Source organism: Acinetobacter sp. IK23, from assembly GCF_035615275.1.
Classification (GTDB): Bacteria; Pseudomonadota; Gammaproteobacteria; order Pseudomonadales; family Moraxellaceae; genus Acinetobacter; species Acinetobacter seifertii.
This window is the reverse complement of sequence record NZ_JANBNX010000012.1, coordinates 33,883-54,766: the sequence shown is the minus strand read 5'-3', so window position 1 is coordinate 54,766 and position 20,884 is coordinate 33,883. Positions and strand designations below refer to the sequence as shown.

20 protein-coding genes, 1 tRNA gene and 2 pseudogenes are annotated in these 20,884 nt (G+C 39.9%); 10 read left to right on the top strand and 13 right to left on the bottom strand.

The features are described 5' to 3' along the window. Nucleotides 1-37 precede the first annotated feature (37 nt). The gene (locus MSG95_RS10520; protein ID WP_107680878.1) at nucleotides 38-208 is read left to right on the top strand and encodes a YhfG family protein; all 171 of its coding nucleotides are present in this window, start codon (nucleotides 38-40) and stop codon (nucleotides 206-208) included. 12 nt (nucleotides 209-220) lie between these two features. Continuing rightward, nucleotides 221-816 (top strand): annotated as a pseudogene (locus MSG95_RS10515) (putative adenosine monophosphate-protein transferase Fic). Between the two features lie 103 nt (nucleotides 817-919). On the opposite strand, the gene MSG95_RS10510 reads toward MSG95_RS10515, so the two are convergent. The 3 genes from MSG95_RS10510 to MSG95_RS10500 form a co-directional block, all read right to left on the bottom strand. Further along, nucleotides 920-1,816: a hypothetical protein gene (locus MSG95_RS10510; protein ID WP_032025901.1), complete on the bottom strand. Its 897-nt coding sequence runs from the start codon at nucleotides 1,814-1,816 to the stop codon at nucleotides 920-922. A 139-nt stretch (nucleotides 1,817-1,955) separates the two neighbouring features. After that, nucleotides 1,956-3,047 carry a YqaJ viral recombinase family protein gene (locus MSG95_RS10505; protein WP_031980570.1) on the bottom strand — a complete coding sequence of 364 codons (1,092 nt, stop codon included), beginning with the start codon at nucleotides 3,045-3,047 and terminating at the stop codon, nucleotides 1,956-1,958. Between the two features lie 88 nt (nucleotides 3,048-3,135). Beyond that, nucleotides 3,136-4,176, bottom strand: coding sequence for a DUF932 domain-containing protein (locus MSG95_RS10500; protein WP_031980571.1), 1,041 nt, complete (start codon nucleotides 4,174-4,176; stop codon nucleotides 3,136-3,138). 687 nt (nucleotides 4,177-4,863) lie between these two features. On the opposite strand from MSG95_RS10500, the gene MSG95_RS10495 reads away from it, so the two are divergent. From MSG95_RS10495 to MSG95_RS10475, 5 genes are all read left to right on the top strand, one after another. Beyond that, entirely contained in the window at nucleotides 4,864-5,121 is a 258-nt protein-coding gene (locus MSG95_RS10495; RefSeq protein ID WP_000845021.1) for a hypothetical protein, read from the top strand. 4 nt (nucleotides 5,122-5,125) lie between these two features. Then, nucleotides 5,126-5,257: a hypothetical protein gene (locus MSG95_RS10490; protein ID WP_257935149.1), complete on the top strand. Its 132-nt coding sequence runs from the start codon at nucleotides 5,126-5,128 to the stop codon at nucleotides 5,255-5,257. Next, nucleotides 5,258-5,482 carry a hypothetical protein gene (locus MSG95_RS10485; protein ID WP_000360130.1) on the top strand — a complete coding sequence of 75 codons (225 nt, stop codon included), beginning with the start codon at nucleotides 5,258-5,260 and terminating at the stop codon, nucleotides 5,480-5,482. Between the two features lie 227 nt (nucleotides 5,483-5,709). After that, nucleotides 5,710-6,069, top strand: a complete 360-nt coding sequence (locus MSG95_RS10480; RefSeq protein WP_227520627.1) for a hypothetical protein — start codon at nucleotides 5,710-5,712, stop codon at nucleotides 6,067-6,069. A gap of 58 nt (nucleotides 6,070-6,127) precedes the next feature. Then, on the top strand, nucleotides 6,128-6,427 hold the full coding sequence (locus MSG95_RS10475; RefSeq protein ID WP_000750961.1) for a hypothetical protein: 300 nt from the start codon (nucleotides 6,128-6,130) through the stop codon (nucleotides 6,425-6,427). A gap of 87 nt (nucleotides 6,428-6,514) precedes the next feature. Here MSG95_RS10475 and MSG95_RS10470 read toward each other — a convergent pair whose 3' ends face one another. The 9 genes and pseudogenes from MSG95_RS10470 to MSG95_RS10430 form a co-directional block, all read right to left on the bottom strand. Continuing rightward, the gene (locus tag MSG95_RS10470; RefSeq protein WP_079282228.1) at nucleotides 6,515-6,781 is read right to left on the bottom strand and encodes a hypothetical protein; all 267 of its coding nucleotides are present in this window, start codon (nucleotides 6,779-6,781) and stop codon (nucleotides 6,515-6,517) included. 74 nt (nucleotides 6,782-6,855) lie between these two features. Next, nucleotides 6,856-7,236 (bottom strand): hypothetical protein, encoded by a 381-nt coding sequence (locus tag MSG95_RS10465; protein ID WP_000887398.1) that lies wholly within the window; start codon nucleotides 7,234-7,236, stop codon nucleotides 6,856-6,858. Nucleotides 7,237-7,349: 113 nt separating this feature from the next. Then, on the bottom strand, nucleotides 7,350-8,105 hold the full coding sequence (locus MSG95_RS10460) for a zeta toxin family protein (RefSeq protein WP_000457345.1): 756 nt from the start codon (nucleotides 8,103-8,105) through the stop codon (nucleotides 7,350-7,352). Nucleotides 8,106-8,136: 31 nt separating this feature from the next. Next, on the bottom strand, nucleotides 8,137-8,394 hold the full coding sequence (locus MSG95_RS10455; protein ID WP_000104071.1) for a hypothetical protein: 258 nt from the start codon (nucleotides 8,392-8,394) through the stop codon (nucleotides 8,137-8,139). A 325-nt stretch (nucleotides 8,395-8,719) separates the two neighbouring features. After that, on the bottom strand, nucleotides 8,720-9,595 hold the full coding sequence (locus tag MSG95_RS10450; RefSeq protein WP_107680986.1) for a YagK/YfjJ domain-containing protein: 876 nt from the start codon (nucleotides 9,593-9,595) through the stop codon (nucleotides 8,720-8,722). Nucleotides 9,596-10,056: 461 nt separating this feature from the next. Beyond that, nucleotides 10,057-10,284, bottom strand: a complete 228-nt coding sequence (locus MSG95_RS10445) for a helix-turn-helix transcriptional regulator (protein ID WP_031980577.1) — start codon at nucleotides 10,282-10,284, stop codon at nucleotides 10,057-10,059. A 119-nt stretch (nucleotides 10,285-10,403) separates the two neighbouring features. Then, nucleotides 10,404-13,235: a hypothetical protein gene (locus tag MSG95_RS10440; protein ID WP_159064709.1), complete on the bottom strand. Its 2,832-nt coding sequence runs from the start codon at nucleotides 13,233-13,235 to the stop codon at nucleotides 10,404-10,406. 667 nt (nucleotides 13,236-13,902) lie between these two features. After that, nucleotides 13,903-13,992 (bottom strand) — tRNA-Ser (locus MSG95_RS10435). An 85-nt stretch (nucleotides 13,993-14,077) separates the two neighbouring features. Continuing rightward, a pseudogene (locus MSG95_RS10430) lies at nucleotides 14,078-16,108 on the bottom strand (FAD-dependent oxidoreductase). Between the two features lie 263 nt (nucleotides 16,109-16,371). Between MSG95_RS10430 and argG the strand changes: the two are divergent. Next, nucleotides 16,372-17,730: an argininosuccinate synthase gene (argG, locus tag MSG95_RS10425; RefSeq protein ID WP_086496291.1), complete on the top strand. Its 1,359-nt coding sequence runs from the start codon at nucleotides 16,372-16,374 to the stop codon at nucleotides 17,728-17,730. Between the two features lie 60 nt (nucleotides 17,731-17,790). Here the strand turns inward: argG and MSG95_RS10420 are convergent, their stop codons facing one another. Continuing rightward, a complete protein-coding gene (locus tag MSG95_RS10420; RefSeq protein WP_077164754.1) occupies nucleotides 17,791-19,053 on the bottom strand; it encodes a diguanylate cyclase in 1,263 nt (420 codons plus the stop codon). Nucleotides 19,054-19,202: 149 nt separating this feature from the next. Between MSG95_RS10420 and pyrC the strand changes: the two genes are divergently transcribed. Beyond that, nucleotides 19,203-20,237, top strand: a complete 1,035-nt coding sequence (gene pyrC / locus MSG95_RS10415) for a dihydroorotase (RefSeq protein WP_039250233.1) — start codon at nucleotides 19,203-19,205, stop codon at nucleotides 20,235-20,237. After that, nucleotides 20,222-20,884, top strand: a complete 663-nt coding sequence (rnt, locus tag MSG95_RS10410; protein ID WP_004702976.1) for a ribonuclease T — start codon at nucleotides 20,222-20,224, stop codon at nucleotides 20,882-20,884. The genes pyrC and rnt overlap by 16 nt, the downstream gene beginning before the upstream one ends.

Here is a 20,884-nt window from a genome sequence, read left to right as displayed (position 1 = left end):
CTAGGCTTACATTACCTTTGTTCAAGGAAATTCCGAAATGCTAAACACTCACGAAAAGAAAAAAAAATATATCCAAGCTACGCGCTTGCAGAATTATCAAGCCAGTTTAAAGCTGGAAGGCATTAACCCGTCCTCAACCGCACCGGCATTAAGTAAAGCTCAGATTCTACAGAAATATAAGAAATTCTCACAGACCTCGGAATCGTGATCAGGCTTCCTTATGGATAAATATGGTGAAATGGGTGACAGCATTTACTGTTACCCCGACTCGGACGTCCTCAAAAACAAACTGAACATTCAGGATGCTGAAATTCTGCAACAGGCAGAACTGGAGTTGACTGAGTATGCCAGCACACGAATTGAGTATGCGGAGCCACCTTACGATCTCAAATACCTGCAATCCATTCACTTTCAGCTCTTTTCAGACCTGTATGCCTGGGCAGGTGAACTAAGACAGTGGATATTGCCAAAGGCGATACCCGCTTTTGTACCTTCCCGCGTATTGAAATTGAAGCCAATAAGCTCTTCAAGCAACTTGAGCAGCAGAACTATTTTCAAGGTTTAGCCAAACCAGTACTTATCCAAAAAATTGCCGATTTTTATTGTGAAGTCAACGTGATTCACCCATTTCGTGAAGGCAATGGACGCACCCAGCGTATCTTCTTTGAACACCTACTTGCTCACTGCGGCTATGGGGTACAGTGGAGTAAAATTAACAATAAGGAAGTCTGGATTCAGGCCAATATTGATGGATTCAACTGCCGGTTAGATGGACTGATCGCTATTTTTGAAGCCTGCATTATCACTCCTGAATAACAAAAAAATTAAGGGAGCCGAAGCTCCCTTCAATTAGTGACTAGCCAACTTGTTCAGAGTCCATTAATTGACTTACCAAGCTGACTAGATAATTCAACTGTGCTCAATTCACAGCTCTAACACTCTGCTGCAACCCCTGCTGAATCTCCTGCACATAGCTCAATTGCACTGAATGCTCCGTATCTACAGCACTGTCACTGTGTGGATAAAATTCCTCCAGCAATTCCATCCCCTCCTCTGCATGCACCTCAAACTTGGCATTCGCAAAACCCTGCCGTGCAATCTGATCTAATGCCGCCTGATCAAACCCTGCCTGTTTTCCCTGTTGGTCAATCTCCTTGGCTGTCTGAATCGCGGTTTGTAAATCCACGCCTTCCCGTAACGTTAAATCCACGTAATACACGGGCTGACGATAGCTTTGAGTTGTGCTTTTCCCACGCAAGGTGAGCTGCAATGGTAAACACGACAACAAACCACCTGATGCTGCATGGTAGTAATTCAAACGTGCAGCCAAAGTGCGAATGCTGTTAAAGCCTGTAGTTCTGAAAATAAAAGTCCCAAACTCATCGGCTTCACCTAAATTGACATGCAGGCGTGCATAAGGCTTGCAATGTCCGCCTTGTCCAAGTGGGCATAAATCGGGGGATGGACAAGGATGTTGCTCTACACCTTGTGATGTCATACGTTGGCAGGTTTGACCATTCCCCACACAAATCGGGCGACCTGTCTGTCGGTCAAACAAGCTGTACTCGGCACGTAAGTTCAATTCAGGGTCATTGAAGATCATACGTACAGGGATGCTACGCAGCTTTTGATTCGGTGCTTGACTACGCAATTGCTCATCCAAGGGGTGTTTAATCCAACCGTCCTTACCCTGTATTTGACTTGTAATAGTGAACTGATCGTCTTTCTCAGGGATGCGTTTCCCGTTCTTTTCGACAACTTTGCCGATACTGATTCGCCCTAAAATAGGCGGTGTAATGGCTAGACCTTTAATCATGTTGAAATTCCTCTGTCGTTGATATGTTTAGAAGTGTTGCACTGTTTGCTTAAATTAAAATCGGCATAAAAAAATCCCATGCAGGGCTGCACGGGATTTCAGATTGCTTCTTGCAGAGTGATTGGCTCTAAGCTTTGAGCTAATCTTGATAAATGTTGAAACGACGACTGCCTGCTTTCTGTAGTGGATACTGTTGGATGAGTTCAGGTTGGTGCTGTAGTAAGGATTTGGTGTCTAGGCTGATACTGTCCTTGCTCTTCTTCCATGTCACTGAACCTTGCTGAAATACAGCACGTTCATGTTCCTGCATCAGTGCCTGAACTCGGTGTTTGAGTAGGTCATACTTGCTTTGGTGTTGTTCAATCTGCTTCTTTTCATCAATCAGCTGATCAAACAGTTCATTGGCAAGTTCGACCTCCGTTAGATCAACACAACTGAGCGGGGTATGTTCAGGATAGAGCTGCTGTAAAGCTTTGGCTGCCGATTCGCTGGCATCCACTACTGGTGGAACGTTATTTTCAACACACTCCCAAAACAGCCGTTCTGCCTGAATGATTTGTTCAATCAGGGCTTCGTTACGACTGACTTTGTAGATTTTAGTTTCCTGTCCACATAGCAACACACAAATATGTGCCGCTTGCTTACCTGTTACCGCCAGTTGATGTTGTACCTGACACAACACGTATAACGGCACACCATCTCGCCACAGTTTGGCACCATGTTCCCCAGCGGTTTTACATTCTAGGATTTGCACGTCTTCATTGCCCACTACGGCATAATCCAAGTTCGCCAACATAAAGGCTTTATCAGGATCAGGATGCTGTAACACCGCATTAACCCGACGGACTTTATGGTTGGTGTGCATGCTGTAGTATTCTGCGACTAAGGGTTCTAACTGCTTGCCCCAATATAAAGGTGCATGTCCTGAGCTTTCATCATCAATGTTTTGCTGTACCCGTCCTGTTTTGATCATCCACAGTTCCAGTATCGACATATAAGGATTCAAGCCACAGGCGGCTGCGGCGTCACTACTGCCTATTCCCTGTTTACGCACTTCCAGCCATGCTTGATACTCCAGTTGTTTGGTGTTGATCAGACGTTTGGCATTAAAACTACGTTTTGAAGGGCTTGGTGGTGGATGTAGCCGTCCTGAATCAACGACAGCAGTTGAATTGGTTGTAGTTAAAGTGCTGTGATGCACTGTTGGTGTTGTGGTCATGTTTGGGTTCATGTGATGTTCCTCATCTCAATACGTTCTAAAAAACGGCATAAAAAAAGCCACATCCGAAGATGTGGCAAAGAGGGATACAAGATAAAATTTAGGCTGCAAGATATAATGCTTGCTCTAATCCACGTTGCTTTAATGCTGCCCCTGCACCAAACCAAGCAGAGTCAAGGCGGTGATCAGTACTCATCGCACGACGTTCATGGTCGACAAACTCGGTGATCGAACAGAGTAATCCATAGGCAGTATCTTTAGCTGAAGAGAGGCTTGCTCCACGCCCTTGTCCATTAAACATCTCCATAGCTTTACTCATGGATTTAGCATTCGGTTCAGGTTTTTCTTTGCTATTGGCTTGAGCTTGGGTAGCAACATCACGGTAAAACTGAATGATATTGTCATCCTGTTCGGCAATACTCATCGCTGTGTTATTAAACACTGCATCGAAGTAAGCAGCAGCTTCACTCTGGGTTACTTTACGCTGGCTGAGTTGCTTCATTTCATACATGTGTTCATCCCATGCACGCACTGAAATACCAAGTTGTTGCTTAATCTTCTCAGCATCGAACTTGGTACTATGTGGAACTTTCACGACTCCCGCATTGGAGTTCTGTCCTTTCAATGCAATCGCCAAAGTGTTGTTACATACCACACGTATAGATGTAAATTGCGCCGTTGTTGCGAGTGTGCCATCACATGCCGTTGCCAACAAAATATAGCCATTACTGACATCCTTGCCCTTCAGTGCTGCCGATTGCCCAGTACGAGCCAATGCCCAGAACTTACGTCCACCTTTCAGTACACCCGCTGTTTCCAGCTCAAAACCTGATTGCTCCGTCAAATCACGGTAAAACTCTAAAATCTCTTGAGGTTGTACTTCCTGAAAACGTTGACTTACAACGGATAGCGGTGCATGGGTATCTGAACGATATAAAACACGCTGCTCTTCATAAGGCATTAAAATATTTTGCCCACGCTCATTCTTTGCCATATAGCTGACATTAGATGATTCAATACGCCAGTCCATGCCTGCTTGTTGTGCCCATACTTCTATCGGCTGATTTGGACTGAGTGGATTGCCTAATCCATGCCACGGGGTATCGCCAACAAATGCCATTGTTTCTACTAAATGTGCCATAAAGTAACCTCTCTATTCACGATAACTAAAATGTAAAAATTGAATTGCTGCATAAAAAAAGGCCTGCGGGGAGCAGGCCAAAACGGGAAGTTTTCTGAAAATGGATTCAATCAGAATGAGTTCATTTAGATGGTATATATCTGAAAGTTTTTTAAATTATTTTTTAGACACATGATGCAACTTTACCGCACAGTAAATTGACGGGATCATTTTCAGAGATTATGATGACGTTGCTGGCCTACATTGCCAGCCGGCTTTGACAGGCTGATCCTTAAGTCACCAAAAAACTCGTTTTTTGGTGTTGTGTACCCGTCCCTCTTTTTTGTTGCGGTAGGACGGAAGAGGGACGCCTCGCGCGTGCTGGGTTCTTAAGGCCAGTCTGTCAACCCTCTTTCGTTCTGCCACCATTAATCTTTCATGTCTGGTAGAACTTCTTATCTATATAGGAGTGGTTACTATGGCGCACATTATTCTTCAACGCCCTTCTCTGTTTTTATTGGTTTATTCTCAGTTAAGCGATTATTCAAATAAGCTCGTTGCTTTCAGCTAGCCTCCAATACCGTTTGTATTGAGCGCTTAGACTTCTGCTCGCCTATTATTTGACTCAGCAGAACCAACTAGCAACTAAAGCATCAATCCATAACTTCGATAACAACGTATATCAAAACAATTAAATAGGAAGAATTTATGAAGACTGCATCATGCCTTTTTATCATCAGCATTACCGTACTTGGCCTGACTGCCTGTGCCAGCAAAGCTGAACGTGAATTCGTGAATGGCTGTAAAACAGGGGGACTCGAACATAGCACCTGTGAATGTATCTATGACAAGTTAGAAAATAAATATGGTGAAGATGGTTTTAAAAATAATCTCTATACCTTAAGCCAATCCGAAAGCTTTCAGCATGACATGGTTCAGGCAAGCTTCCAATGTGCACGGGAGTAAGGTTATGCGAAATCTGGCTGGTCTAACTTGCATCATTGCAGCCATCTGCTTTCTCGGTTTACCCGTTATTCTTGCCATGCTGGTGTTATGGGTTTTTATCAGTTTAGCAAACTATGCTCTTGGGGGAGATCAATAAATGGATAAGAACCTCAAACAGATCACCATTGTTGTTTATTTGGTCATTGGTTTCTTTTATGCCATCTATCAACATTTCTGGGGACTCTATAGCTATAAAGGTTTTGCCTTTAACTTAGGTCAAGGGCTGGCCTGGCCTTTTATCATGTTTCCAACCCTGGGAAAGATTGTAGGCGGTATTCTGATCTTGCTGTTCATTATTTTTATTGTATTAAAACCCAAATAAAAGTTGCTACGTCAAATGCGACTGTATGTTGAAAATGTATCTCTAGGTGAACCTACAGTGGCTTTACATCTCCTGGTGTAGATGAGCGACACAGCGCCATCTTATATAAATCACAGAAATAATAGCATTGGATATCATCAACCATGAAAATGATAAACCTATCAAAAATATTACTGATCACTTCATTGATGGGATTTTCATTCCATCTGTCAGCAAGCCCGGTACCTGTGTACAAAGGTGTTCCTAAAACCGACAGCCAGTTTCCGCAGTTTCTTAAGAAAAACCATAATCAGATTGTTCAGCTTGATCTCACGATTCGAAATCCGGCTGAGTTTGACGATATCACCTATGGCTATCGGGGTGTAAGCCCAACCTTTTACGTGGCACCACTGGGTAAACTTAATTATGAAGTTTATATCGATTGCGACAAAATCAAACATCCAAATGCAACCACCACCATTGGTCAATGTGCACCCTATGTCAAATGGAATCCTCAAACAGGCCATTTAACAGGAAAGTTTAAAGTAGTTAGCCAAGGTAAAAATGGGATGGGGAGTATGCTGTATAACCTGATTGCCACTCCATAACCACGGACTGCTTTTTATATTCAACTCAAAGTATGTTAAAGAAGCAAAGAAGAAATCTATGAAAAAAACAATCATTGCCTTAGTTACATTCCTTACCTTATTTACAACAATGTTTGCCGAAGCAAAAACTGACCCAGACCTAAAACTGGTCAAGCAAAAAGCTGGTCAGATCGTGTCAGCAAATCGCCAACCTGACAATGGAAATGCCTTCAATATTGGAGTCAATAAAGATGAACATCCACATGAATATACCATTGCATATGATCTAGGTATCTCAGGCGATATCATCAGTTGTGAAATTCGGGTTAAGGTTGAGAATAAAATGGTTATTCAAACCACAGGTGTTATCTGTAGTTAACCACTCTCTAGAACTAAAATTTCAATCTTATTCTAACTCCATATGAAAATCAGGGAGGTTCACCCTCCCCAACTTTATGCCCATCCATCAATAAAACAGTTGACCACAGCTTTGGCATTGAAAGCAGCAACTTGGGGTGACAGACACACGATCAAACAAACTATTGAAAATACCACCGACTACGGCTCCTGCAATTCCCCCTATTAAAGGTGAAATTGGCAGACTCTTTGATAATGCTGCACCCATCGTGGCAAATGATGCTGACGATGCCAGGCTTTGGTTGCCTGTGTGGGAATGAGGGTTGACCACTCGAATAACATGTTCTGAATGGCAATTTGGGCAAGTGATGTTCATAATATATACCTCTGAAATGGAAAAGCTTTAGAAAACAATATGCTTTCATTCAGATAGTACATATTTGAAATAAGTTAATTCCTTGAATCCTCCCTTTCTTCATAATACTCTTCAAAACGCAATTTCATTAAGTAGGAGAACTTTGTCTCAACCACCGCATCAAACATATAAAAGAGCATCCCCTTTGCTATTTCAAGATGATCCGGTTCACCCCGTAAATTATGCAAATAATAAGGCTCGAAACCGTCGACCCCCAGATGGAAAATCATTTCATAGAAAAACACCGCACAATCAACCAAAAAGGCCATCCGATCGAAAAACTCGTCCTCATCCATCTCATGCCTAAGCTTTGCAAAGTCAGTAGGGCAAGTTTCTGATTGCTGTATAAATCGGGTGAGTTGATCAAACTTATTCTCTATAAAAAAGAGCTGTTCCAGGGTATTGCTATCTAACATTTTATCGCTCCTATGTTTAACTCATGAGGGGTTACATAAGAGACGGGTTTTAGGTATAAAAATACAGAAGCAATAGAATGAAAAAAAGATAAGGGGGTTAAACTTGTTTGATCTCAGTCATTTTCAACCAGATGTACCAACAAGTATTTCTCAACCCAGACGGGTAACTCTCCATCAAAATCCGGGTTAAAAGTCAGGGTATCTCCACCTGTGATTTCTCCAATATAAGATGCGTTCTGGTGAGTTGCATCACTTGAGTTATCAAATAGAAATGCTCGATCTGCAACTTCGACCGCATCAATCAGCATTTCCATAGTTCGGTAATAACGCTCTCTAATTTTTTGTTCTTCAACAGGATGACCACCCTGGCTTACCCGTTGCCGAACTCTGTCCACATTAATATCTGGGTCTTCTGTGGTTACAAAATATAAATAGGTCCGATATCCCAATGCTTTTGCATCGCGTAAAAATTCTATTTTACTTTTATGAGACATCACCGTCTCAAAAGTGAAACTCACCTTCAACGCCAATAGCTCTTTGCGAATATAATCCAGAGTTCGGGCAGCAAGATAAGAATCAATCAGATTACCCGACAGATCTATTTTGTTCCCATCAATTTGCGGAGTCTTCAAAAGACAAGGAGTAATGATTTCTTGACCATCATTCTCTCGACGCTTTATTTGCAACCCCATCAAGAAGTGAACTAATCGGGTAGCATCAATTCGTTTATCAAATTGTTCCAGATCAAGAATAGGGTTAGTTTTAAGCTCACGCTCAAGATTATCGGCATTTAAAAAAAGTTTAGATAATCGTTGATCCAACCCATGAATCATCGTGCTTTTACCTGATCCATTTGGTCCAGCAAACATTCTAATCCGTGGAGTACGATTGGACATCAAGTTATTCAGCTTCCTCAACTTTACGCTTTTTAAGCTTTACAGTTCCTTGACTAAGCACGCGTTGAGCTAACTCATGATCGCGTTTAGGTAACTGTTTAATCGTCACTGTTCGCCCATTTGGTGTTTGTTTTAAGACAGCACCATCTTTTGCATAAAGTACGCTTGCATAACGAGATACCTCAAGAAAACTCGCCCGAAGCACCTGCCCTGCCATTGAAGGAATTTCACTTTCATCGCGTGATTTTTTAATAGTTGACATCTTTAAAAACCTCGGCGTGTTTAAGCTTCATTGTAGTTTACGCATAGCAATGAAAACTAATTATGTCTTCATACAATATAGTGCCATTTTGTTTAGAATCCAAGCTATCATTCTATGCATGATCTTAAATTCAAGGGTAACCCTAATGTGTATTTACCCTGATATCATTTCATGGCCTGGAGTTATAGTTTTTAGCTATAAGAATATAGAGTTTAAGGTATTCATTGTTCCTGAAGTGATAGCCGAAACTAGTAAAGTCCAGCTATCACCTATTGAAGAGAAGATGTTTCTCATCTAGATGGTACATATCTGTGTGTGATTTCAATTAACGCTGTGACATGCCAAAGGTACGCATCTTACTTGTTGTTTTTACTCGGAGGTATTGCTCTTTCTCAGGTCGTGCTAAATAGGACAAGGTTGAACGCATTCTTCGTACTTGATAATCAACCTCGCTATAGATGATGCCAATACCCACCGTATCTAACTCTTCATATTTCCTTAGGTACTTACGATTATGGCAATTAAAATAACTTCCATCATCCCCTGTAACATCTTTCCATAATTCCCCCACAGCCTTAGCAATACTCCATGCACTCGTGCGCTTACGCTCATTAAAGATCAATGCAATATGGCAATGGTAGCCTTTCTTTTCTCCCTGCTCTAAAGCCCATACCAGTAGCAATACATCTCCATATTCAGATCGCTTGATCTTTCTTCTAAGCATTTCTAAATCATTATCCACCTGTTCAATATCTGGACTAACCACATAGGCTAAATCAACCCTTACCACCAGCACAGCAGAATAGCTTTTCAATATTCCTTCAAGGCGTTTATCAAGCTTGGCAGCATTTAATCTTTCGTTATAACGATGCTGACGTAATTCATTCAGATGATCAGCTCTAGCTCGATTGAAATAAGCTTGCCAGTCTTTAAAGGTTCTTCGTTTCAAGCGATTGCAAAGTGATGATGAGGTTTCATATCGCAGGTCATAGTCATGGAGCAAACTACAAAAGAGATCGATTAAGCAGGTATAACTAAAGTCAGGGTTATAGACTTGATCAAAGTCTAAGAGAAGGTCTGTGAAGGTTTCATAAAATGATCTTGGCTGTCTTGTAGCATCAAGAGTGGTTAGGATGAATCTTTCAATTTCGATCAGTAATGATGCTTCGTTGATTTCATTTTGGTTTAGGCTTACGTTCATGTTCACTTACCTGTAGTTATTTAGGACTACATGAAGTGGCTATGATGTTATTAATTACCTAAAGGTTTTAAGATCATGGTGAAGTGATATGGTTATTTAATAAGGTGAGAGGTTAATAGGTTTTAAGTAGATAGATAATAGGGTTATGGATATAGGCTATGATTTAGAGATTGGATATTGAATATGTTGGTATGTATTAACTAGAATGTATTGGTGGTATTAACTAAGTCATTACACCTAATCCATACCTGATATATGCAATATGATTTTCCCAATCTGATCGATATGTTCATATACCCATAAATGATGTAGTGGTAGTTTTTCCTCTATGATGAGTTGCTTACTTTATGTCAAGTTATCCGATGCTAAAATATACGTTGTATGAATATGAGAGACGAAACAAGCTTATTAAATATAGCTTGAAGAGCATAAAAATTAAGGGAGCCTAAGCTCCCATATCTTCAGCGATTGTTCAACTTGCTTTCAATCCACTGATGGACTTCTAAAGCAGACCAACCAACCCGACCAGTTGTTAAATGTACTGGCTTTGGAAACGTAGGGTCATAACAGTTCATTTTAGAGTTTATAAGTTTGTAAATAGTGGCTCGGCTAATACCTGTAAAGAACACAACTTGCTTTAAACTGATAATTTGATGCATGGTAAAGGTTTCACCAACAAATGTATTCATTCTGAACTCTCCTCAATGATTAGACTGAGCTGATTTCGCTCGAATAATCAGGGAGTTCTGTAAATTAATATCAAGATTTCAGTTTCAGGCTCAATACTATTTTCCCTCTTCATTTCTTTCTAGATGTCATACTTAGTGTTCTCTAACGTATCAAGAACCTGTTGAGTGAATTTAGATCTCAATTCCTCCATGGAAACAACTTGTTCCTTGTTATCAACCTGTTCTTCATCAATACTCGTAGCTTCTTCAATCTTTGACTGAGCTAAAGTAGTTGCCTGTTTAGGTTTTAAAGGCTTACTTTTTGTAGAAGTCACATGCCCTTTCAAAAACTGATCCATGCTTCTACTACTATGGCCTTCGCCACTCGAGGTAAGATTTTCTAGTATGTCTGATTTCCATTTGCACAATAGTCCATGCCCCGAATAAAAATCAGCAAGCTCAGATTTGAAAGATCTTAATGTTGTACTGTCATGATGCTTGATGTGTATCAAATCTACCGATCTAGGTAATGATGTAATCATATCCCTTTGACTAACTCTGAGATTCTCATCTTTAAACACTATAAGATATAATTGTTGTACCGTTGATGCTTTTTTTCTTTCATCTATCTTCAACTCTTTTACTGTTGATGCCTTTTTTCTTTCATCTATCTTCAACTCTTTTACTGTTGATGCTTTTTTTCTTTCATCGATCTTCAACTCTTTTATGGAAAGGTACTTCCGCCAGTATTCAATTACTTTTGCTCTAGTTTGCTTAATGCATTCTTTATTTTTTTGTTCATCATAATCGGATAAGGTCTGGGCACTAAAAATCAATGTAATATCAGCATTCAACACTTTGTCTATAAATATGCGTGTACCAATATAAGCAACTAGACTCTCGCCACTTATTTTTCTGGTACGCTTCAGATTTTTTAAAAAATCCGTGAGCAACGTATTAAATGCAGTAATGTTGTCCTCTGCGGTAAATGCTTTATTCGGTTGATAGGAAAACACCAACCGAAAAGCAAACACATCTTGGATGATTGCTTTGTTTAAATAGTCCTTTGCTTTAGCTTGATTGCGTTTGACACTGATAGCTTCCTCTTTCTCAATTTCAAAAAAGGATGACCTTTCTTTTACATCACCAACTCGGTAATGCTCTAAATCTTTGAAACGGTCTAGGCAAGATTTCAAATCAGCCATTCCATCCCTATTGATTTGAAAACCCCATGGATTCTTTATAAACAGTTGTAGAAAAAGTCTTACTCGCCATCCAACAAAAGCTAGGTCTGCTATTTGTTCTTTTAAGCTAAGACCAAGTTGCTTTAACTGCTGTCCAATATGCAAATACTGTTTTGCTTGCTGTGATAAACATTTCAATGGAGATTTTTCAATCTGACTTTGTGGCAAATATTCTTCAATCAATGCCTGAACTGGGTTGTGCTGGATCAACCGCATGAAATGTTCAATAGACACTAATAACTGTACAAAGTTCTCTTTCTCTCTCCACTCTATAGGCATCTTCTTTTTATATTGTGAATAAAGTAATGCTAACAACTTTAAGTCGTCCTTGGCATGTTTCGGTAAGTTATTGTTTTTCCAAATCTGCTTACTTTCAGCACTGAAGTCCAAATCAATAAAATCATAAATTCCTTCAATGTCCGTTTTGGTCTGATGTCTCCGATGATTGACACTCTGATTATTAACAGAAGGTCCTTCTCTAAAAAAAACAGAATATTCATAATGCCTATCCACATAAGGGCTATCAGCTATGCATAAGAGATTAGGCTTAAGGAAATAATCAACACAATATAAGTAGCCAAGTACCCAATATTCAAATGCCTTTCTTTCTGACTTAGAACGCGCCTTAATGACATCTTTGTATCCAGAATCCAATGAATGAAACAAACACCCCAAATCTTGTACACCAACTTTAAATGGCTGAGTATTCCAATAAGAATGACCAGCCATCTGTAATTCTAATTCTTGTTGAATACTAGCTCGCACCCTTCCTGTATCCAAAGGATCATGGCCTTTAAACAATAGTACCCACTGCAAAACAAGGCTTGAATTGATTCCCATCTCAATACGCGAATACTTAGCAAGCAACCCATACCTTTCTATCAATAGGTTAAAACAGCCTGATAATTCGATTCGCTTCCTATCCAAAGCACGCCGCTTTTCCCCAATTGTAGCCTCTTGTGGCGTCAAGGTGATCTCAAAACACATCACACGTAAAGACTTGTGTCTTGCTAGAAACTCGTTAAATTGTCTTAGCCCTTCATCAAATTGCTTATAAACATCCTGAGTTAACCTTTCGGTAAGAGGTGCTACTGCTACGCGATCAGTCTTTTCAATATTTTCCGATTCAGCAAGTTTTTGTTGTTGGCTTATTTCATCTGACTCAGACGGATTTTCTATTACCAGCCCCATAGTCGAAGTTGTTGGCTCAGTCTGCCCTACATGTAATCTACCCAAATATATCTCGAAGAAATCAAAAATAGCTTCATGGGGAAATGTTTTAACTTGCCACTCATCCCCCTTTTTCCAAAAAAGAGAATCAGGATACCTCTTAAGGTACGCAATATAGGCTTGTACATTCTTACTAAAAAAGTGCGTTTGCTGCGCATATTTAATTAGGCCACGCTCAACACGCAACTCTTCATAGAACTTTATGATCTGATTTAATCTTTGTTGATCACCATGTTCTAGCGCAATCAAAAAATCATCCCGTGTAGGATAGGCTCTGTTGTAAACCAAACCAAGCTGACGTTCCAGATTTTCCAATAGACATATTGTTTCGTAAAAGATGCCCTCATAAATCTCGTTGCCACAACCTTTATAGTTTGCCCATCTGTGGTCATGTCTTTTTTTCAAGAGACGGAAAATATCTTCGTTGCTAATCAAATTCACACCTGAATCGTAACTCACAGGTTGATTATCAGCGTGTTTTGGCCTGTCAGTATGCACATCACCCACCTATTCATTCAATACAATTAACTCATCTGTAAAATAAAACATGCTAGTCTTTAAAAAGTACATGCATAAACACCTACTATAATAGTAAAAGCAACGTATTTAAAAGCGATAAGACCTAAACAAACAAAAAATAATGATTAAAATTCCAATAAATTTGCAAGTCTAATCCAATGAAATTGCAAATCAAATCCAATAAGTTAAAGCTATTATTCCAAATAATAAATTATGGTTTCATGGAAATAGATTTTTAATGACAGGTCTGATGCACTGACACAGCTTCTCCCACCTATGAGACGCGACAATAACTTCTATAGATGGTGTAATTTCTTAGAATGAGCAGAAAAATGAATGTGTGATTCAACAACGTGACTTTTGAAATTCCCTCAGCATTAGAGGAATTTAGATCCGTGATATAAATTTTATACAAACATTGATTTAAAGGTACTATCCAACCTACTTAAAAAGAGCATTACGAAGAGAGTTTGACGTAGGGGTAAGAGTTTAAGACCTCACTCTGAAGAGCATACTCATTTCTATATCAGTCTAATAACGTATCAACAAGGATTAATGCATCTACATTTTGATGTGGGGTATTTTGAGGGGTAAAAGCATAGATAAAAAATAAGCCCTTGTAAAAACAAGGGCTTTTTAAGAATTTTGGCGGAAGCGGTGAGATTCGAACTCACGGAGGACTCACACCCTCGTCGGTTTTCAAGACCGGTGCATTAAACCGCTCTGCCACGCTTCCATGTGCGTAAGAATACAAAGCTTATTCATTTTATTCAAGAAAAATATCATCGCTTTGTGTTCAAGTGCATATTGTTTCATCAATTTTACAGTTGAGCAGCTAATTCTGCTCCTTCTTTGATCGCACGCTTCGCATCTAGCTCTGCTGCAAGCTTTGCACCACCAATAATATAGTAGTTTGCTATAGTCGACTCGCCTTCTTTTGGCATCAAGTCTTTTACCGATTCTTGACCTGCACACACCACAACAGTGTCTACGCGTAAAAGCTGGTCTTGACCATTATGCTCAATCCACAGTCCTTCATCGGTAACAGCTTTATATTGCACACCACGCAACATGCGTACACCATGCTTTTTAAGCTGAGCGCGATGTACCCACCCCGAAGTCTTACCAAGACCAATACCGAGCGGTGTTGTTTTACGTTGCAGTAAATAAATCTCGCGGATTGCTGGTTCAACTACTGGTGGTTGCATACCACCTTCAGAAATATAGTTCGGATCTGGATCTACACCCCATTCACGTTGCCATTCAGCCAAAGGTTGAGGCTGTGGCTGATGTGGTGGTTTAAGTAAGAACTCTGATACATCAAAACCAATACCACCTGCCCCAATCACTGCAACTTTTTGTCCCACTTCTGCACCTTGCAAAACTTGAGCATAGGAAAGAACTTGTGGAGCATTACTTCCTTCAATTTTTAAAGCACGTGGCACTACACCAGTCGCAACAATAACTTCATCAAAACCTTCACGTTCAAGTTGCTCACGATTTACACGAGTGTTTAAACGTACGTCTACACCTGTTTTTTGAAGCTGTACTTTAAAGTAGCGAATCGTCTCGTGGAATTCCTCTTTACCCGGTACAACCTTGGCAAAGTTAAACTGACCACCCACATCTTTATTGGCTTCAAACAAAGTCACTGCATGGCCACGGCTTGCCGCCACAGTTGCAGCAGACATACCTGCAACACCACCACCTACAACGGCAATACGTTTTGGCTGTTTAGTCTTTAAATAGACCAGTTCTGTTTCATGGCCTGCACGTGGGTTCACTAAACAAGACACACGTTTATTTTTAAATGCATGATCTAAACACGCTTGGTTACAAGCAATACACGTATTAATTTCATCTACACGGTTGGTCGCAGTTTTATTTACCTAAAAAGCATCGGCTAATAAAGGGCGAGCCATTTGAATCATGTCTGCCTTGCCTTTCGCCAAAATCTCTTCGGCAGTTTCAGGCATATTAATACGGTTAGATGCAATGACTGGAATTGAAATATGTTGTTTTACATGAGCTGTATAATCGACAAACGCTGCACGAGGTACAGAGGTTACAATAGTTGGTACACGTGCTTCATGCCAACCAATACCCGTATTTAGTAACGTAACACCCGCTTTTTCTAAAGCTTTAGCAACAGTCACCACTTCTTGCATGGTATTACCGTCATGCACAAGGTCGAGTAGCGATAAACGGAAGCAAATAATAAATTTTTCGCCTACTTTTGCACGAATTGCTTTGACTATTTCAACCGGAAAGCGCATACGGTTTTCGATTTCACCGCCCCAACGGTCAGTACGCTGGTTTACATGGCGACTTAAAAACTGGTTAATCAGATATCCTTCTGACCCCATGATTTCGACGCCATCATAACCTGCTTTTTTGGCAATGTCAGCGCACTGTGCATAGTCTTCAATGGTGCTGAGAATATTTTTTTCAGAAAGTTGACGCGGTTTAAAGGGTGAAATTGGCGATTTAATTGCTGTTGAAGACACAACAAATGGCTGATAACCATAACGTCCTGCATGCAAAATTTGCATTAAAATTTTTGAACCATGTTTATGGACAGCGTGAGTCACTAAGCGATGCTGAGGAATATCAAATAAGCTATTCATAGTACCGCCAGCTGGAGCCAACCAGCCTTGACGGTTCGGAGAAATACCTCCTGTTACAATCAGACCAACCCCACCTTTGGCACGTTCTTCAAAATAAGCGGCCAGTTTTGGGTAGTTAAAAAAACGATCTTCAAGTCCCGTATGCATAGAACCCATGACTACACGGTTTTTAATGGTAGTGAAGCCCAAATGTAATGGTTTTAATAAATTGGCGTAACTTGTCATGCTGCGTCCCAATATTTTTTTGCAACTTGTTGCATAGTACTTTAATACTTTTTTAACGATTTTGGATGACCAAGAATTATTTTTTATCCGAGATTATGGTCAATCTATATATAAAGGAGACAATCCTATGTTTTCTTCAAATAATAAATACCAATCATAACAAGTGAATTAATGCTTTTTTTGCCAAAAAAGCACCATGAATAGTGCTACAATAGCCGCCATTCAGAATTCTCGAGACCACCTCAACGGGGTCTTTTTCATAAATGTTAGGATTAGCAATGACTGATAATGCAACTATCTTGCAGCATGTACCAGTAGGCAAAAAAGTTGGGATTGCCTTCTCCGGTGGTCTAGACACTTCAGCTGCTTTATTGTGGATGAAACAAAAAGGCGCTGAGCCTTATGCATACACTGCAAACTTAGGCCAGCCAGATGAAGATGACTACGATGCAATTCCAAAGAAAGCAGAACAATATGGCGCTGTAAAAGCTCGCTTAATTGACTGCCGCTTACAATTGGCGCTTGAAGGTATTGCTGCAATTCAGTGTGGTGCATTCCATATCAGTACAGGTGGCGTTCCTTATTTCAATACGACTCCACTCGGTCGCGCAGTAACAGGTACTATGCTCGTTACTGCAATGAAAGAAGATGACGTAAACATCTGGGGTGACGGTTCAACTTATAAAGGTAACGATATTGAACGTTTCTATCGTTATGGTTTGTTGACTAACCCAAATCTTAAAATTTATAAGCCTTGGTTAGATCAAAACTTTATTGATGAGCTTGGTGGTCGTGCAGAAATGTCACAGTTCCTCATCGATAACGGTTTTGACTACAAAATGTCAAAAGAAAAAGCGTATTCAACTGACTCAAACATGTTGGGCGCGACTCACGAAGCAAAAGATCTTGAATACCTAAATGCTGGTATCAAAATCGTTGACCCAATTATGGGCGTTGCTTTCTGGAAAGAAGAAGTTGAAATCAAACCAGAAGAAGTCACTGTACGTTTTGAAGAAGGTGTACCTGTTGCGTTAAACGGTCAAACTTTTAACAATCCAGTTGAACTTATTCTTGAAGCAAACCGTATTGGTGGTCGCCATGGTTTAGGTATGTCTGACCAAATCGAAAACCGTATTATCGAAGCGAAATCTCGTGGTATTTATGAAGCACCGGGTATGGCCCTTCTTCATATTGCTTACGAGCGTTTGGTTACTGGTATTCATAACGAAGATACGATCGAACAATACCGTATTAATGGTTTACGTTTAGGTCGTTTACTTTACCAAGGTCGTTGGTTCGACTCTCAAGCACTTATGTTGCGTGAAACTGCACAACGTTGGGTTGCTAAAGCGATTACTGGTGAAGTGACGCTTGAACTTCGTCGTGGTAATGACTACACCATCATGAACACTGAATCTCCAAACTTAACGTACGAAGCTGAACGTTTAACAATGGAAAAAGGCGATTCAATGTTTACGCCAATGGACCGTATTGGTCAGTTGACTATGCGTAATCTCGATATTACCGATACACGTGCAAAACTTGGTATCTATACAGATGCTGGTTTACTTTCAATCGGTCAAGGTTCTGCTATTCCTCAATTAGACAGTAAGAAAAAATAATTTTCTTATGACGTCAAAAAAGCCACCTCTATAGGTGGCTTTTCTATATTTAAAATTAAGTCAGATAGTTTCTACGATTTGTAAAGGTTGATAATAAATTTGGTTACGACCAAGCTGCTTTGCTCGATATAAAGCCTGATCTGCGGCATGAATTAATTCATCTTGCCCCATTTTTAGCCCACCTGTATATACAGTAAAACCTAGACTAATGGTGACATATTTCGAGACTAAGGAAGCAGCATGCGGAATAGCTTGGCGTTCTATCGCTTTATAAATATTTGCTGCCACTGAATAAGCACCCTGTGCTGGTGTTTCAGGTAAAAGTACGACAAACTCTTCACCTCCATAGCGTGCAACAAAGTCGACATGGCGAATTGAATTTTTGATTGCAGAAGCAATAGATGAAATAACTTTATCCCCCATCTGATGCCCATAAAAATCGTTATAGTTTTTAAAAAAATCAATATCAATAAATAAGACAGCTAAAGGACGCTTTTCTTGATTCGCACGGTAATAGTAAAAATCAAACATTTCGTCAAAAGTACGACGGTTTGAAATTTGAGTCAGCGCATCTTGCTGGCTCAATTGAAGCAATTCAGATGCTTCAATACGTAAAATTTGTTCATTAATTTCAGCAAGCTGATTACTTAAAAAAAGACTGCGCTCTCTTGAGATAAGCATGGTACTTATAGAAAAACCCAAAATACAACTACCAAACAAAGCACGCCCAAGTGCAATATAGTCACAGTTCACATTTAATAAAATGAGTAACACAAAAACCAATATTGCCGCCGATAAGCCAACATAAAGCATATGCAAAGGTTTTATGCCGCTCAAAATAAACCCAAGCATATATAAAAATGAAAGAAGCAACATCGACTGATTTTTAAGAGCCATATTTCCAACACTAAGCAACAGCATGGCACTTGTAATAATTGATAAAAAAACAATGCTACAGGCAGCAAAATAAAAATGCTTAGAGAGTTTTTTAAACCTAGCAAATACCCAAAATACTAAAAGTGCAAATGCAATATTCATTGCACTTAACAAACAGTAGACGAAATCTAAAGTTATATAAGGCACCCCGATTACAAAGTAGTCTGTGGGCAACACCAGTAAAATAAAAATGATATAAGTGAGTACACCACTTGCTAAAAATTTTGAGATGTTTTGCCGAGTTCGATCGAGATTTAAAAGCCAGAATTTTTTTTCAAGTTGTTTTGGCAAAGGCATATTGGCATAACGATGGGTATGTAGAGTAACCAAATACTCGATTTCTTCTTTAGATTTGAGTAATTGATGTACATTCCCCCTATTTGCCACTAGTCGATTCCCACATATTCCGCGTTAACAAAATATAACATTATTTTTTAAAGCTCCCTGTGCTTTATTTTGCCATTTGTCCGTAATTCTCGTTACCATTTTCACACTTTATCGATTATCATTTGTTTTATTTCGAAGTTTGAACTGCCTTGAACTCTATTACCCTGCTCCAGCCAGATGATTGGCATGCACATTTACGTGATGGTTTAGCATTAAAACGTACTGTTCCAGATTTGGCTAAACAGTTCGCTCGCGCGATTTGTATGCCTAACCTTGTACCGCCTGTAAAAACAGTAGATGAAGCTTTAGCTTATCGCGAACGTATTCTTGCGCATGTTCCAGAAGGCAATAATTTTGACCCTCGCATGGTGCTTTATTTTACTGATCACACTTCACCAGATGAAGTTCGTAAAATTAAAGAATCAGAACATGTAAATGCAATTAAACTTTACCCTGCTGGTGCGACAACAAACTCAGACAATGGTGTGAGTGATATTCGCAAAGTTTATGCAGTCATTGAGCAATTAGAAGAGCATCAAGTGCCGTTATTGCTTCATGGTGAAGTGACTCACAATCATGTAGATATTTTTGATCGTGAAAAACGCTTTCTAGATGAGGTATTATCACCATTATTGAAACAGTTCCCGAAACTTAAAGTTGTGCTTGAACACATTACGACAAGTGATGCAGCACATTTTGTTTTAGAACAAGACCGTAATGTTGCAGCAACAATTACTCCTCAGCATTTATTATTTAACCGTAATGATATGTTGGTTGGTGGTGTTAAACCGCACTTTTACTGCTTACCAATTTTAAAACGTCAAACACATCAAACGACTTTACTTGAAGTTGCGACAAGCGGTAATCCTAAGTTTTTCTTAGGTACAGACAGTGCCCCTCATGCACAAAATGCAAAAGAGAATGCTTGTGGCTGTGCAGGCTGCTATAGTGCTCCTAATGCAATTGAGCTTTATGCACAAGCTTTTGATCAAGTGGGTAAATTAGAGCGTTTAGAAGGTTTTGCAAGCCACTTTGGTGCAGACTTCTACGGTCTACCACGTAATACTTCTACCATTACTTTGGTTAAAGAAGACAACCTCGTTCCCGAATCTTTTGATTATTTAGATGATCAGAAAATTATCCCGCTGCATGCCGGGAAAACGCTGCAATGGAGAAAAGTGTGACACAAGAAAATTCTGTCCCGGTCATTGGCCAACGTTTTCGTGGCTTCTTACCTGTTGTTGTCGATGTTGAAACGGCAGGTTTTAATGCCCAGACAGATGCATTGCTAGAAATCGCGTGCATTCCAATTGTGTATGATGCTCAGGGACAATTTGTCCCTGGTCCTGCATTTCATGCACATATTAACCCGTTTGAAGGTGCAAACCTCGATCGCCGTTCGCTCGACTTTATTGGTATTGATCCATTCAACCCAATGCGTATAGCAATGGCTGAAGACGAGAGAACTGCGCTACGTCGTATTTTTAAATCAGTCAATGAAGTTCGTAAACAGCAACATTGTACTCATGCAGTACTTGTAGGTCATAACGCGCATTTTGACCTTGGTTTTTTACAAGCAGCAATTGCACGTACAAGCACGAAAAACCAAAACCCATTTCATAGTTTTTCAGTCATGGATACGGTTACTTTAAGTGCAGTTATGTTTGGACAAACCGTGCTTGCTAAAGCATGTATTCAAGCTGGAATTGAGTTCGATGGTAAAGAAGCACACTCTGCTTTATACGATACTCAGAAGACTGCTGAACTGTTTTGCTATATTTTGAACAAACTGTCTCCTTACCTACTTGACAGTTTAGTGGCGGCTTCTTAA